Raw genomic sequence first — 14,256 nt, forward strand, 5'->3', positions numbered from 1 at the left:
ATCATAACAGCTTGGCCAGCCGGGATGGGCCCATGGTGGGAGTCGGCGCAAAAAAATTGCGGGGCATAGAGCTTGTGGGGAATGTGCGCCGGCCCTATAGTGGGCACGGGCCGAAAGGCGGGTGTAGCTCAATGGCAGAGCAGAAGCTTCCCAAGCTTACGACGAGGGTTCGATTCCCTTCACCCGCTCCATCCCGGTCTGTCCTTCTTCCCCGCTTTCCATATCCGATGCTTCCCGGCGGCGAAGTGCTGCCTGCCGTATCGTCGCCGCTGCTTCCGGTGACCCTGCCAGCAGGGCGAGGCGCTGCTTCAGGGTGAAGCCGGGTCTTGCCAGGTCGGCGAGCATGGCCTGCCACTCGTGGAATGTGAGCACCAGCGGGTTGTGGGACTTGATGCGCTCGGGGATGCCGTACCTGGGTGTTTCTTTTTCCTCCACGAAGGTTCCAAACAGCCGGTCCCAGATAATCAGGATGCCGCCGTAGTTCCGGTCGATGTATTCCGGATTGCGGCCATGATGAGCCCGGTGATGGGAGGGGGTGTTGAGTATCCACTCCAGGGGCCCGAGCCTGTCCACCACCTGGGTATGGATGAAGAACTGGTAGGCCAGGCTGATGGCGACGGCAAAGATGACTGTTTCCGGGGGGAAGCCGATGAGCACGATTGGCAGCCAGAAGGCCCACATGCCGGTAATGGGGTAGGTCAGACTCTGGCGGAAGGCAGTGGAGAGATTGAGCTTTTCCGAGGAATGATGGACTACGTGGGAGCACCAGAGCAGACGGATGCGGTGATGGGCCCGGTGGAACCAGTAGTAGAAGAAGTCCTGCACCACAAACAGCAGAGCCACTGTCCAGGCATTGAACGGAATGTCGAACAGGCGGAAATCAAAAAACGCATTGTAGACCACGATGGTGAACAGCGCGGCCAGCACATCCCCGGCCTGGTAGAGACCTGCCAGCGTCATGTTGCTGAGGGTGTCCACCCAGGTGTAGCTGGCGGAATCCCGGCCTTTGCCTGGCCGGCGCAGGTGCCAGAACTCGCCGGCCATGGCCAGCATGAAGGCCGGCGCCAGAGCCAGGGTCACCAGGTGGGGATCGAAGCCCAGCAGGTCGGTCAGCGGTGTGGGTGTCATGGGGCCTCCTGACGGTGATTCTACTGAAACCAGTATCTCACCGCTTCCGCCTCCAGACGTTGGCCGATTGCGACGAATGCCCTGGTGAATTCCGTCAGTGCAGCTTCAGGCGCGGATGCATGGCACGGCTGACCCGGTCCATGAGCCAGATGACCCCGGTGCGGATAACACCATGAAGAGCGACCTGGTGCATGCGATACAGGGACAGATAGAACAGCCGGGCCACCCGGCCCTCGATCATCAGACTGCGGCCGGAGAGATTGCCCATCAGGTTGCCCACGGTAGTGTAGCGGCTGAAGTTGATCAGTGAGCCGTAATCCCGGTAGGTGAAAGGCACCGGCGCCCTGCCCTCCAGCCGGTTCATAAGGCTGCGGTAGAGTGTATCGGCCTGCTGGTGGGCAGCCTGGGCTCTGGGTGGTACAGGCCGGTCTGAGTCCGGCTGGGGGCAGGCGGCGCAGTCGCCAAAGGCAAAGATCCCGGGGTCCCGGGTGGTCTGCAGGGTCTGCTCCACCACCAGCTGGTTGGTGCGGGTGGTTTCCAGGCCCTCGATGCCCGTGAGAAATGCAGGAGCCTTGATGCCGGCGGCCCAGATGGTCATTTCCGATGTCAGGCTGGTGCCGTCCTTCAGGACCACCTGGCTGGCAAGCACCTCCTTTACCGGCTGGCCGGTTACCAGGTCTATGCCCAGTCGTTCCAGTTCCCGGGCGGCAGCGCCGGAAAGCCGCTCCGGCAGGGCAGGAAGAATCCGCTCGGCCGCTTCTATCAGCCGGATACTCACATCCTCCGACTTGAGGCTGTTCATGCCGTATACCGGGAGTTCCCGGGAAGCGAGCCGAAGCTCCGCGGCCAGTTCCACGCCGGTGGCCCCTGCGCCGATAATGGTCAGGGCCAGCCGGCTGCGATCGCCGTTCTGTGCCATGTAGTTCTTTCTCAGAAAGGCATTGAGCATCAGGCTGTGAAAGCGGCGGGCCTGGGGAAGGCTGTCGAGGAACAGGCAGTAGTCCTGCGCGCCGGGGGTGCCGAAATCGTTGGCGGTGCTGCCCACGGCGATTACCAGGGTGTCGTACGGAACCCCACGCTCCGGCACCACTTCGTCGTTATCACTGTCGTGGATCGGAGCAAGCTTGATGGTCTGGCCTTCCCGGTCCAGCCCGGTCATTCGGCCCAACTGGAACTCGAAGTGATGCTTGCGGGCATGCTCCCGGAAATTGATTTCGTTGGCGTTGGCGTCCAGCGAGCCGGCGGCTACTTCGTGGTAAAGGGGCTTCCAGATGTGGGTCAGCTCTGCATCCACCAAAGTGATGTGGGCCCGGCCTTTTTTCCCTGCTTTCCTGCCCAGCCGGGTTACAAGCTCCAGGCCTCCGGCGCCGCCGCCAACCACGACAATGCGGTGAAGTTTTTCCATGATTCGGTCCATTTACTGCAGATGAAGACAGCCATGAACTCTGGGGATCAGAACCCATGGCTTTCTTCACCGGGCAATTACAGGCATTGCCGTCAATCCGGCAGGAGGAGGGGCACGGGAGGGCCGACTGCGCACCTGGCAGCCGATATCCTCGCATGGCGCGGGGTCCGGGACAATGCGATCTGTGACCGGGCTTTCTCCCCCTTCGGTGCCGGGGTGGACAGGGCCATTCCGGGGCTGTTAATAATGAGTAACAGAGTAAGTGGAAAGATCTCCCCACTTACTACCGCCCCGTTAACAGCTGTAACTGCAAGCCCACCTGAACCTGAAAAGGAGAGCACCGTGAAACTTCGCGTCAAGGGCATATCAGAGAATCAGCCTATCCCCGAAACCTTTGCATTTGGCGTCTACGATGAAGAGGACCACATGAAGTTCGGGCCCAACCGGAACCCCGAAATGCAGTGGTCCGATGCACCGGAGCACACCAGAAGCTTTGCTGTCATCATGTTTGACCCGGATGTGCCGGCGGACGCGGATGACGTCAATCAGGAAGGCAAAACCGTGTCAGAGGATCTTGAGCGGGTGGACTTTTTCCACTGGCTGCTGGTGGACATTCCTGCTGACGTTCACCAGATTCCCGAGGCCTCAGACAGTGACGGCGTGATCCCCAAGGGCAAACCCACAGGCGCGGGCCATGTCGGCATCCGCGGCGTCAACGACTTTACGAATTTCCTGGCAGGCAATCCAGACATGGCGGGCACCTACGCCGGCTATGACGGCCCCTGCCCGCCGTGGAATGACGAGCGTATCCACCATTATCATTTCGAGGTTCATGCCCTTGATGTGGCTTCTCTCGGCCTGACCGGGGAGTTTGACGGCCGCGCTGTGCGCGAAGCCATGTCTGGCCATGTGCTGGACAGTGCCCGGGTTACCGGCACCTATACGCTCAATCCCGATCTGAGATAGCGCTGGGTCGGAAAAACGTATAAATACCCCGACCGGTGCACCTCACCGGTCGGGGTTTGTCTTCTGGTCAGAGGCCTTCAGTGGTGAAGGATCTGCTGCAGGAATTGCTGGGTCCTGGCCTCTTTGGGGTTATCGAAGAACTCGTGGGGCGGTGCGCCTTCCACAATCTCCCCCTGATCCATGAATATGACCCGGTCTGCGACGGTCTTGGCGAAACCCATCTCGTGGGTGACACAGATCATGGTCATGCCGCTTCCGGCCAGTTCGATCATCACGTCCAGCACTTCCTTGATCATCTCCGGATCCAGTGCCGACGTGGGTTCGTCGAACAGCATCACCTTGGGTTTCATGCACAGGGCCCGGGCAATGGCTACCCGCTGTTGCTGGCCACCGGAAAGCTGGCCGGGAAACTTTTTGGCCTGCTCCGGGATTTTGACCCTCTCCAGGTACTCCATGGCGGCAGCTTCGGCCTCGCGACGGGGCGTTTTTCTCACCCACAAAGGGGCCAGACAGCAGTTTTCCAGTACCGTCAGGTGGGGAAACAGATTGAAGTGCTGGAACACCATGCCCACTTCGCGGCGGACGTTGTCGATCTGGCGCAGGTCGTCGGTCAGTTCCACTCCGTCCACGATGATCCTGCCCCGCTGGTGCTCTTCCAGCCGGTTGATGCAGCGGATAAAGGTGGATTTGCCGGAACCCGAAGGCCCACAGATGACAATGCGTTCGCCCTGGGTGACATTCAGGTTGAGGTTTTTGAGCACGTGGAACTTGCCGTACCACTTGTGCATGTCCTCGACCCGGATGATCGCATTTTCGGAATCGGCCGCTGACTTCACGGGTTCTGCCGGCCGGTTGGCTTCTTGCTGGTTTGTCAGTTCAGTCATGATCAGTTTCCGTCAGGTCCGGTGACCGGTGTCGAGTTTGCGTTCCAGCTTCTGGCTGTACTGGGACATGCCGAAGCAGAATATCCAGAAACAGAAGGCCACGAAGACATAGCCCTCTGTCGTCACATTCCGCCAGGCGGGGTCGGTAATGGTGGACTGCACCGTGCCCAGGATGTCGAACAGGCCAATGATGAGCACCAGGGTGGTGTCCTTGAACAGGGCAATGAAGGTGTTGACTATGCCCGGGATGACCAGGGTCAGAGCCTGGGGCAGCACGATCAGTCCCATTTTCCGCCAGTAACCCAGTCCCAGGGCGCTGGCGGCCTCATACTGGCCTTTCGGGATGGCCTGGAGCCCCCCGCGGACCACTTCCGCCATGTAGGCGGACTGCCACAGGGTGATGCCGATCAGGGCACGCAACAGCTTCTCGAAGTTCAGGCCTTCGGGCAGGAACAGGGGCAGCATGACCGAAGCCATGAACAGAACGGTGATCAGGGGTACCGCTCGCCACACCTCGATAAAAGTGACACAGAGTCCCCGGATGATGGGCATTTCCGAGCGTCGCCCCAAGGCCAGCATGGTTCCAATAGGCAGGGCAGCGAGTATGCCCACGTAGGCGATGATCAGGGTCAGCATCAGGCCGCCCCATTTGCTGCTGGGTACTTCTTCGAGGCCGAACATGCCGCCGGAGATCAGGATGAAGCCGATCACCGGGAGGCCGGTCAGGCCGAATACCCCGAACCACTTGCGGCCGGGAAAGCGCTCGATGAACTGGGGCAGGAAGGACAGCGCCAGCAGGAAGAACATGATGTTCACCCGCCATTGCAGATCATCCGGGTAAAACCCGTAAATGAAGAAGTTCAGCCGCTGATTGATGAACAGCCAGCACGCGCCGGCACTGGCGCAGTCTGCCGGATCTTCCCCGGTGAAGGTGGCTTCCAGGAACAGCCAGTTGACCAGCGGCGTCACGCTGGAGATCACCAGATAGCCGATCACCAGGGACAGCAGAGTGTTGTACCAGGTGGAAAACAGGTTTTTGCGCACCCATCCCCAAAACCCGATCTCCGATTTTGGAGGCAATTCCGAAGGAGTGGTCATTAGCGCTCCTGAAGGGCAACAGAACGGTTATAGATATTCATCAGCAGCGAAATAGAGAGGCTGATGGTCAGGTATACCGCCATGGTCATGGCAACCACCTCGACGGCCTGGCCGGTCTGGTTCAGGGTGGTGCCCATGAAGACGCCCACCAGGTCCGGATAGCCGATAGCTGTGGCCAGGGATGAGTTTTTCACCAGGTTCAGATACTGGCTGGTCAGCGGCGGTATGATCACTCGCATGGCCTGGGGGATGACCACCAGGCGCATGATCAGGTTGGAGCGCAGCCCCAGGGCCTTGGCCGCCTCGGTCTGGCCGCCACTGACGGCGAGGATGCCCGAGCGCACGATTTCCGCAATGAAACTGGCGGTGTAAAGGGACAAGGCTACCCAGAGCGCCGCCAATTCGGGAATGATCGTGATGCCGCCGGAAAAATTGAACCCGGTGAGCTCGGGTATTTCCCACTGCAGAGGGGCGCCTGTGGCGAAGTAGGCCAGCATGGGCAGAACTATCAGGATGGCCAGGTTAACCCGGAAAGTCGGGAACAGCTGGCCGGTCCTGATCTGGCGTTTTCTGGACCATCGGGTGATGGCAATGACTATCATGATGGCTGCAGCGAATGCAGCCATCACCCAGCCGAATCCTGGTTCAGTCAGTGGCTCCGGTGTGTACAGACCCCGGTTGTTCAGGAAGAACACGCCCCCCACATCGACACTCTGTCTTGGTGAAGGCAAAGACCGGAGAACAGCGAAATACCAGAAGAAAATCTGCAGCAGAAGAGGAAGGTTGCGCAGGGTTTCCACATAGACCAGGGCGAGTTTCGCCACCAGCCAGTTGCTCGACAGCCTGGCAATGCCCACCAGAAAACCGATGATGGTGGCGGCGATTATGCCCATGGCCGATACCAGCAACGTGTTGAGAAGGCCCACCCAGAATGTGCGGCCATAGGACATGGTGGCATCGTAGGGGATAAGGCTCATGATGATGCCGAAACCCGCGGATTCATCGAGAAAGCCAAAACCAGTGCTGATGCCACGGCTTTCCATATTGGACAGGGTATTCTGGAACAGAGTCCAGCCAGCCCAGCCCACCGCAAAAATTGCGATCACCTGAAATGCCAGCGAGCGAACCCTGGGGTCGTTCCAGGGCCGGCGCTGGATTTTTGCCGGTGTCGTCTTGGTCTGATTCATGTAAAGCCCCGGAATGCGTCCCGCTCAGGGATTTTAAAACAGGAAACCTTCCGGCCGCCGGGGTGGCGGCCGGAACTGAATTGCCAGCAGCTGAAAAATCAGCGTACCGGCGGTGCGTACATTATGCCGCCATCGGTCCAGAGTGCGTTGAGACCGCGATCCAGGCCAAGCGGGGTGTCTGGCCCGACGTTACGATCGTACATCTCCCCGTAGTTGCCAACCTCCTCAACGATTTTCACACCGTAGTCAGCCGGCAGCCCCAGCTTTTCGCCCATGTCGCCGGTGGTTCCCAGCAGGCGCTGGACTGACGGGTTCTCGGACTTTTTCATGTCGCTGGTATTTTCCTGAGTGATGCCCAGTTCTTCGGCATTGATCTGGGTGAACAGGGTCCACTTGACGATATTAAACCACTGATCATCGCCCTGACGGACCACCGGGCCCAGGGGCTCCTTGGAAATGATGTTGGGCAGAATGACGGCGCTCTCCGGATCAGACAGCTTGCTGCGCAGTGCTGCCAGCTGGGAGCGGTCGGAGGTCAGCACGTCACAGCGGCCGGCAGAGAAGCCCTGAACGGTCTGCTCGGAGGTGTTGAACACTATGGGCTGGAAGTCCATGCCCTCCTTGCGGAAGTAGTCCGCCAGATTGAGCTCGGTGGTGGTGCCGGCCTGAATACAGATGGTGGCGCCGCCAAGCTGCTTGGCATCATCTACACCAACGGCCTTTTTCACCAGAAAGCCCTGACCGTCGTAGTAGTTGGTGCCGGTAAAGTTGAGACCCAGGGAGGCGTCGCGGGTGAGGGTCCAGGTGGTGTTCCGGGACAGAACGTCAATTTCTCCCGACTGCAGGGCGGTCAGGCGCTCCTTGGCGGTCAGGGGCGTGAACTGCACCTTTTTGCCATCGCCGAATATGGCAGCTGCCACAGCGCGACAGGTATCCACGTCGAGCCCTGTCCAGTTGCCCTTGTCGTCGGGCTGGGAAAAGCCGGGCAGGCCAGAGGTGACGCCACACTGGAGATGGCCACGTTCCTTGACGCTCTCGAGGGTGGTTGCAGCACTGGCAGAACCAGCGATCAGGGTGCCGGCAAGCGTTGCTGCGGCAGCGAAAGTTATTGTCTTTTTCATTTTTCTGAGTCTCCGGATTTCGGTTAGTTGCCTGTCACCTTGTTTTCTCAGCAAAGTGCAAGCCAGGCCTTTCAGATCTCTGATTTTTATAAAAGATCCTGGATTTACGATCGGTCCCGGAAGCAAATGATGCCATCATTCCGGGCACTAATTCCAGGCTGGTGCAGGCCGGCCTGCGTAAGGAATCTGGAACCCCGCGCCTGTGGCCGTACTACAACATGCCATCCGGACCGTTAAATCCAGGGATCTGATAAACAAGCGTAGTTCAGAATCCGGAGAATGCTTATCGTTTTTAACCAGATGCTCCTCGGGGGCGTAAGATGGAGTGGCCGGAATCTTTTCCTCCGGCCGGCCAGTGGTCAGAAGAGCAGCGGCCAGAAGAAGCTCCCAGATCCGATTCCGTGCAGTCCTGTAACTTTCCGGTATTTAAGGTGTCCAGCAGGGACAATTAATCCAACATTTAATCCACCATTCAGTACGGGTCAGCGAAATGAACCGACAAAAAATGATTATCATCGCGGTAATCCTTGCCGCGGTCGCCGTCTTCATAGGACTCGACGGTCATGAGATGCTCACCCTTGAAAATCTTCAGCGTCATCAGGCCGCCATCGACCAGTGGATTGCAGCCAACACAACCACCGCGCTGCTGGGGTTTATTTCCGTATACATCGTGGTAACTGCCCTTTCGTTGCCTGGCGCCGCCATAATGACCCTGGCAGCAGGCGCGTTTTTCGGCATTTTCGCCGGTCTTCTCGCCGCCTCGGTGGCTTCAACCATTGGCGCATCCCTGGCCTTTCTGGCGGCGCGTTTTCTCCTCAGGGACACCCTCAGGAAGCGTTACCGGAAGACCGTGGAGCGAATGGACAAGGGTATAAAAAAGGATGGGGCCTTCTATCTTGCCACGCTTCGTCTGGTTCCGGTATTTCCCTTCTTTCTGATCAATCTCGCCATGGGCCTGACCGGCATGAAGCTGCGCACCTATGCCCTGGTGAGCTGGCTGGCCATGATTCCGGGAACCTTTGTCTATGTGAACGCCGGGACGCAACTGGCTCAGATTGATGCAGTGGGGGACATCATGTCAGCGGATGTGCTTCTGGCATTTGTACTGCTTGGGCTGTTCCCGTTGATCGCCAAGGTCATTGTGGGCATCCTGCGCCGAGCCAGGCTCTACGGGAAATTCGAGAAGCCCAAACACTTCGATTACAACCTGCTGGTGATTGGCGGCGGCTCTGCCGGCCTGGTCTCCGCCTACATAGCGGCTGCAGTCAAAGCCAAAGTGGCGTTGATCGAGCGTGACAGAATGGGCGGCGACTGCCTCAACACCGGCTGCGTGCCTTCCAAGGCCATCATCCAGAGCGCCAAAGTGGCTGAAACCATGCGCCACGCCGACCGCTACGGACTGGAGACAGTTGAAGTGAAAGGTTCTTTCCGGACCATCATGGACCGGGTCAAACGCATCATTGCAGAGATCGAACCTCACGATTCTCCCGAGCGGTACCGGAAACTTGGTGTTGATTGCATCTCCGGCGAGGCCAGCTTTGCATCACCCTGGGAGCTGGACGTTGTGCACAGCGATGGCAGGCGCGAACGTCTGTCCGCCCGCGCCATCATTGTCGCCACCGGCGGCAAGCCGGCAGTGCCCCCCATTCCCGGCCTGAAAGACATGGATCCGCTGACTTCCGAAAACCTGTGGGATCTGCACGAGCAGCCAGAGCGTCTGCTCGTGCTGGGCGGTGGCCCCATTGGTTGTGAACTCAGTCAGGCGTTTCATCGACTGGGAACCAGCGTGACTCAGGTCGAAATGGGGAGCCGGCTGCTGAGCAAGGAGGATCCGGACGTGGCAAAGGTGGTGCTCGAGCAGTTCCAGTGCGAAGGCATTCAGGTGCTGCTTAATCACAAGGCCTCCGGGTTCACCGAAGAAAACGGTGAAAAAGTGGCCTACTGTGAGCACAAAGGAGAGCAGGTGCGTATTCCTTTTGACCGGGTGCTGGTCGCTGTCGGGCGCGCTGCCAACACCAGATCGCTGAATCTTGAGGTCCTTGGAATAGAACCAGAGCGGGACGGCACTTTGCCCACTGAGGAGGATATGAGCGTCAGATACCCCAATATCTTCGCCTGTGGCGACGTAGCGGGGCCTTACCAGTTCACCCACGCTGCGGCCCATCAGGCCTGGTATGCCTCGGTGAACGGACTGTTCGGCAACTTCAGGCGGTTCAAGGTGGACTACCGGGTTCTACCATGGGTGACGTTCACTCAGCCGGAAGTGGCGAGGGTCGGTCTCAGTGAAGAGGAGGCGGAACAGCAAGGTGTTGAAGTCGAGGTGACCCGGTATGACCTGGGAGAACTCGACCGGGCAATCGCTGAAAGCCATACGTCCGGTTTCATCAAGGTGCTGACCCCGCCGGGCAAGGACAGAATTCTCGGAGCGGTTGTGGTTGGTCACAACGGGGGAGAAATACTCGCGGAGTTCACTCTGGCCATGAAGCACGGCCTGGGCCTCAACAAGATTCTGGGCACTGTGCACCCTTATCCAACCTGGAATGAGGCCGCCAAGTTCACCGCTGGGGAGTGGAAGCGGGCCAACGCACCTCAGGGGATTCTCCGCCTGCTGGAGAAATTCCATGGCTGGCGCCGCGGCAGCTCCTCTTCAGTGACCTCGGCAGGTTGAGCGAGGGAGTAACGCCCAGCGCCTGGTAGTAAAGGGCGCGGATATCGAGTTCCTGAACTATGACTGAGCGCGTAATGATGTCTCGAGATAAATGCATGCACCCCTCCAGCGGGGCGAATGAACAGATTCGACGGAGCAGATATGGCTTTTGATCTACCGAATGAGTTGGTTATCGCAGGGGGGGCTGTCCGCCGGAAGCCCGGCCGCCAGATCCCGGTCGTTGAAGTGGTCACGCCGCGGGCAGTGGACAGTTGGACCCATACCCGAGCTGGCGACCCCCGCGGTTATATCGACGCGGTGCAGCTTCAGGAGCTCTGGATTCACACGGGTACAGCCTGCAACCTGGCTTGCCCCTTCTGTCTTGAGGGCTCGCATCCTGGCGACGGCCGCATACCTGGCATGAAGCTGTCGGACGTCAAACCGTTTATCCACGAAGCCCTGGGCATGGGGGTGGAACAGTTCTCCTTCACTGGCGGCGAGCCATTTGTGATCAGGGACTTCGTCAATATTCTCGATTATGCCAGCCAGTACCGGCCCTGTTTCGTGCTCACCAACGCCACGGATCCCCTGCTGAAGCGTACCCATCAGGTGCTGCCACTGCTAAACAATCCTTATCCCGTCCATTTCCGGGTCAGTCTGGATTACCCGGATGCCGCCCGGCACGACAAAGACAGGGGTGAAGGCAGTTTCGACAAGGCACTGGAAGGCATCCGGTGGTTGCACGATCAGGGCTTCAAGGTGTCGATTGCACGGCAGACGGACGACGACGAAATTCCGTCCAAAGTGGAGGATGCATTTCGGGCCATTTTCCGTGAATGGGGTATTCCCGAAACCCTGGCCTTTACTGCCTTTCCGGATCTGGGCACACCTGGTTCAGAGGATGGCAGCCCGGAAATTACCGAAGCCTGCATGGAAAAGTACCCGACGGAACAGAGCCGCTCCCATTTCATGTGTACGTACACCCGCATGCTGGTGAAAAAGGGCGACAAGGTCCGGGTTTATGCCTGCACCCTGGTGGACGACGATCCGGAGTACGACCTGGGCGGTACGCTGAAAGAAAGCATGGATGAAAGAATCATGCTGCGGCACCACAGGTGCTTTTCCTGTTACCGGTTTGGGGCAAGCTGTTCGGCTCCTGTTTGATAGTGTGTTTGTCTGACTTGGGAGGCTGGCAAGCGGTGGGCAGGCTTTCCGGAAACACGCCCGTAAATACATCCCTGTAGGGCTCGGGCATGGCCATCCCTGGCCACTCACGGTTTCCGGAAAGCCTGCCCACTGCCACTTCCACCCAGTCAGATACCAGAGGCCTTTTAAAAAGCCCGGCTGACTTCACAGAACAAGCGGGCCTGAGTGGCCTTTCAAAAACGGAGAAAAGGGAAAAATGCCATTCACTGAAGCTGCCCTCTTCTGGGGATTTCTGGTGGTCTACGGCGTCGTCATGTACGCCCTGTCACCCCGCAGCAAAAACGCCGCCTCTTTTTACCGGGGCGCAGACGACAAAGGTAACCCGGTTGGTCAGTGGTCACTCACCGCCAGCATCTTCATCAGCTGGATATTCGCCAAATCCGTCACCAACGCCGCCAATCTTGGTGCCGCCTACGGAGTCGTCGGGGGGCTTGCCTACGCCACCTACTGGCTCTCCATCCCCGTCGCCGGCTACATCATCTACCTGATCCGCATCCAGACCGGCGCCAGTAGCCTGCAGAACTTCCTGACCTCCCGTTTTGGACGCATGGCATCCCTGAGCTTCGCCGCCGCCATTCTCATCCGCCTGTACAACGAAGTCTGGAGCAACACCGCCGTCGTTGGCGGCTACTTCGGTCTTCCCGGCGAGTGGGAGTACTACACCGCCGCCATGCTTTTCACCGCCTTTACCCTGGCCTACAGCCTCAAAGGCGGACTGCGCAGTTCCATATTCACCGACGTCATCCAGGCTGTAGTCTTTGTATTCTTCGTCGGCGCCGTGCTCTTTCTGATCATACCCGCCAACGACGTCAGCGCCCTGGCCAATGCCGGGGAGTTCAGGCTTGAGGCCGGCATGGACCTGTTGCTGGTGGCCGGGCTGCAGCTGTTCAGCTACCCCTTCCATGATCCGGTGCTGACCGACCGGGGCTTCGTGAATAAAGAAAAGACCATGCTGAAAAGCTTTGTGGTCGCCGGCCTGCTTGGTTTTGTAGCAGTCTTCATATTCAGCCTGGTCGGTGTGCATGCCCAGCTCAACGACATCGCCGTTGCCGGCAACGCGCCGGCTGCCGTGGGCCAGTCTCTCGGCCTGGCTGCGCTTTTCTTCATGAGTGTGGTGATGATGACCTCGGCCGGTTCAACCCTTGATTCCACTTTCAGCTCCCTGTCCAAGTCTCTCGCTATCGACATGCCCCAGCTCATCCGCCGGACGTCGGGAAGAATGCCCAGCGTAAGAGTCGGCGCGGTGGTCATGGTCATATTTGCCATCCTGGGCAACCTGCCCATGTTCGCCGGCACCGACATCCTCAAGGCCACCACCATCTCCGGCACCATGGTTATGGGACTTGCCCCCGTATTCCTCTTTTACGGCTTTACCCGCTGGTCCCCCTGGAGCTTCCATCTGAGCTTCTGGACAGGCATTGCCCTGGGCCTCCTGCTGGCCACAGGTCTTATCCCCCAGAGCTGGCATATCGGCGAAGGCAATTATGCCGGTCTGCTGGGAGTCAATGCCTGGGGCTTCCTGATCTGCTCTGCAGGCTTTTTCCTGCCGCTGGCTCTGCGGCGTCTGGCGGGGCGTTCCGCCGCTGTGGGGCGGGCCTGAAATGGGAGGTCAGGGAGCCGAGGGCCGCAGCTGCCCCATTCATTACCGCTACCGGCCGGAAGTTCTAATGAAAAGCCCGGAAGAGTGGCCGGATGACGTGGTGTACCTCGTGGGTGGCCTTTACGGCAACCCCTTTGCGCTGGACGAAATAGAAGCCATGGCCGCCGGGGAGCGGGCCGCCGGCCGTTCGGTGCGGATTCTGTTCAATGGGGATTTCAACTGGTTCAACGCCGATGATGAACTCTTCACTGCGATAAACTGCCGGATTCTGAAATATGATGCCATGCTTGGCAATGTGGAATATGAGCTGGCCACTCCTAGCCCGGAGGCTGGTTGCGGCTGCGCCTATCCGGAGTTCGTGGAAGAGGCGGTGGTGGAACGCTCCAATCGCATTATGGGCCAGTTGCAGAAAGTGGCGGGACGCCACGGCGGGGTTCAGGGGCAGTTGCGGCAACTGCCGCGCTGGCGAAGCCTGATACTTGGTGGCCTAAAGGTTTTGGTGCTGCATGGCGACCCGGAATCGCTGGCGGGCTGGGGCCTGTCCCGGGAATCGCTGCTGGCTTCGGGTAACAGACAACTGGCGGACTGGTTCAGACGTACCGGTGCCGACGTCATTGCGAGCACTCACACCTGTCTGCCAGTTACCTGGTCCGGTGAGGTAGATGGCCAGCGCCGCCTGTTCATGAACAACGGGTCTGCCGGCATGGGTAATCTGCAGGACGACGGGCGTGGTCTGATTACCCGCCTGAGTGCTCACCCATCCCTTCAGACTCCCGTGGTGGAGCATCAACTGGGCAGCATGAAGCTGTCGCTGGAATCGGTAACATTCGATCTGGCAGGCTGGCTTGAGCTGTTTGATCGGCTCTGGCCGCCTGGTTCGGACGCAGAACTGTCATATCGCCAGCGTATCATTTCCGGTACGGGTCTGGTCGCCGGCGATTTGCGTCAGAGCCCCTGCGGAACGCTCGGAACCTAGCCTGGAAGAGGCCGGAAACCCTCTGGTCCCGGGATGCG

Annotated in this window: 11 protein-coding genes and 1 tRNA gene; 6 read left to right on the forward strand and 6 right to left on the reverse strand. The window is 59.2% G+C overall.

Going from position 1 to position 14,256, the window contains the following annotated elements; translation table 11 throughout:
• Positions 1-117: 117 nt before the first annotated feature.
• Positions 118-191, forward strand: a tRNA-Gly gene (locus tag LG327_RS04775).
• Here the strand turns inward: LG327_RS04775 and LG327_RS04780 are convergent.
• Positions 157-1,128 (reverse strand): sterol desaturase family protein, encoded by a 972-nt coding sequence (locus tag LG327_RS04780; RefSeq protein WP_404366509.1) that lies wholly within the window; start codon positions 1,126-1,128, stop codon positions 157-159. The genes LG327_RS04775 and LG327_RS04780 overlap by 35 nt on opposite strands.
• A gap of 94 nt (positions 1,129-1,222) precedes the next feature.
• A complete protein-coding gene (locus LG327_RS04785) occupies positions 1,223-2,533 on the reverse strand; it encodes an NAD(P)/FAD-dependent oxidoreductase (protein ID WP_404366512.1) in 1,311 nt (436 codons plus the stop codon).
• A gap of 342 nt (positions 2,534-2,875) precedes the next feature.
• Here LG327_RS04785 and LG327_RS04790 point away from each other — a divergent pair, with 342 nt between their 5' ends.
• Entirely contained in the window at positions 2,876-3,499 is a 624-nt protein-coding gene (locus tag LG327_RS04790) for a YbhB/YbcL family Raf kinase inhibitor-like protein (protein WP_404366515.1), read from the forward strand.
• A gap of 77 nt (positions 3,500-3,576) precedes the next feature.
• Here the strand turns inward: LG327_RS04790 and LG327_RS04795 are convergent, their stop codons facing one another.
• The 4 genes from LG327_RS04795 to LG327_RS04810 form a co-directional block, all read right to left on the reverse strand.
• Positions 3,577-4,287, reverse strand: a complete 711-nt coding sequence (locus LG327_RS04795) for an amino acid ABC transporter ATP-binding protein (protein WP_404369228.1) — start codon at positions 4,285-4,287, stop codon at positions 3,577-3,579.
• Between the two features lie 108 nt (positions 4,288-4,395).
• A complete protein-coding gene (locus LG327_RS04800; RefSeq protein ID WP_404366518.1) occupies positions 4,396-5,481 on the reverse strand; it encodes an amino acid ABC transporter permease in 1,086 nt (361 codons plus the stop codon).
• Positions 5,481-6,668 (reverse strand): amino acid ABC transporter permease, encoded by a 1,188-nt coding sequence (locus LG327_RS04805; protein ID WP_404366521.1) that lies wholly within the window; start codon positions 6,666-6,668, stop codon positions 5,481-5,483. Before LG327_RS04805 ends, LG327_RS04800 begins: the two co-directional genes overlap by 1 nt.
• A 98-nt stretch (positions 6,669-6,766) precedes the next feature.
• Positions 6,767-7,789 (reverse strand): amino acid ABC transporter substrate-binding protein, encoded by a 1,023-nt coding sequence (locus LG327_RS04810; RefSeq protein ID WP_404366524.1) that lies wholly within the window; start codon positions 7,787-7,789, stop codon positions 6,767-6,769.
• A 490-nt stretch (positions 7,790-8,279) separates the two neighbouring features.
• Between LG327_RS04810 and LG327_RS04815 the strand changes: the two genes are divergently transcribed.
• The 4 genes from LG327_RS04815 (at position 8,280) to LG327_RS04830 (ending at position 14,218) form a co-directional block, all read left to right on the forward strand.
• The gene (locus LG327_RS04815; protein ID WP_404366527.1) at positions 8,280-10,457 is read left to right on the forward strand and encodes an FAD-dependent oxidoreductase; all 2,178 of its coding nucleotides are present in this window, start codon (positions 8,280-8,282) and stop codon (positions 10,455-10,457) included.
• Positions 10,458-10,598: 141 nt separating this feature from the next.
• On the forward strand, positions 10,599-11,600 hold the full coding sequence (locus tag LG327_RS04820; RefSeq protein ID WP_404366530.1) for a radical SAM protein: 1,002 nt from the start codon (positions 10,599-10,601) through the stop codon (positions 11,598-11,600).
• A 238-nt stretch (positions 11,601-11,838) separates the two neighbouring features.
• On the forward strand, positions 11,839-13,242 hold the full coding sequence (locus LG327_RS04825; RefSeq protein ID WP_404366533.1) for a sodium:solute symporter: 1,404 nt from the start codon (positions 11,839-11,841) through the stop codon (positions 13,240-13,242).
• A 67-nt stretch (positions 13,243-13,309) separates the two neighbouring features.
• The gene (locus tag LG327_RS04830; protein ID WP_404366536.1) at positions 13,310-14,218 is read left to right on the forward strand and encodes a hypothetical protein; all 909 of its coding nucleotides are present in this window, start codon (positions 13,310-13,312) and stop codon (positions 14,216-14,218) included.
• Positions 14,219-14,256: the final 38 nt, after the last annotated feature.

Origin of the sequence: Marinobacter sp. (assembly GCF_044799475.1) — a bacterium.
In the GTDB taxonomy this organism is placed as follows: Bacteria; Pseudomonadota; Gammaproteobacteria; order Pseudomonadales; family Oleiphilaceae; genus Marinobacter.

Coding starts and splice junctions, on each gene's coding strand:
- LG327_RS04810 (WP_404366524.1), bottom strand. CDS start 7,789: ATGAAAAAGACAATAACTTTCGCTGCCGCAGCAACGCTTGCCGGCACC.
- LG327_RS04825 (WP_404366533.1), top strand. CDS start 11,839: ATGCCATTCACTGAAGCTGCCCTCTTCTGGGGATTTCTGGTGGTCTAC.
- LG327_RS04780 (WP_404366509.1), bottom strand. CDS start 1,128: ATGACACCCACACCGCTGACCGACCTGCTGGGCTTCGATCCCCACCTG.
- LG327_RS04805 (WP_404366521.1), bottom strand. CDS start 6,668: ATGAATCAGACCAAGACGACACCGGCAAAAATCCAGCGCCGGCCCTGG.
- LG327_RS04820 (WP_404366530.1), top strand. CDS start 10,599: ATGGCTTTTGATCTACCGAATGAGTTGGTTATCGCAGGGGGGGCTGTC.
- LG327_RS04785 (WP_404366512.1), bottom strand. CDS start 2,533: ATGGAAAAACTTCACCGCATTGTCGTGGTTGGCGGCGGCGCCGGAGGC.
- LG327_RS04815 (WP_404366527.1), top strand. CDS start 8,280: ATGAACCGACAAAAAATGATTATCATCGCGGTAATCCTTGCCGCGGTC.
- LG327_RS04795 (WP_404369228.1), bottom strand. CDS start 4,287: ATGCACAAGTGGTACGGCAAGTTCCACGTGCTCAAAAACCTCAACCTG.
- LG327_RS04800 (WP_404366518.1), bottom strand. CDS start 5,481: ATGACCACTCCTTCGGAATTGCCTCCAAAATCGGAGATCGGGTTTTGG.
- LG327_RS04830 (WP_404366536.1), top strand. CDS start 13,310: ATGAAAAGCCCGGAAGAGTGGCCGGATGACGTGGTGTACCTCGTGGGT.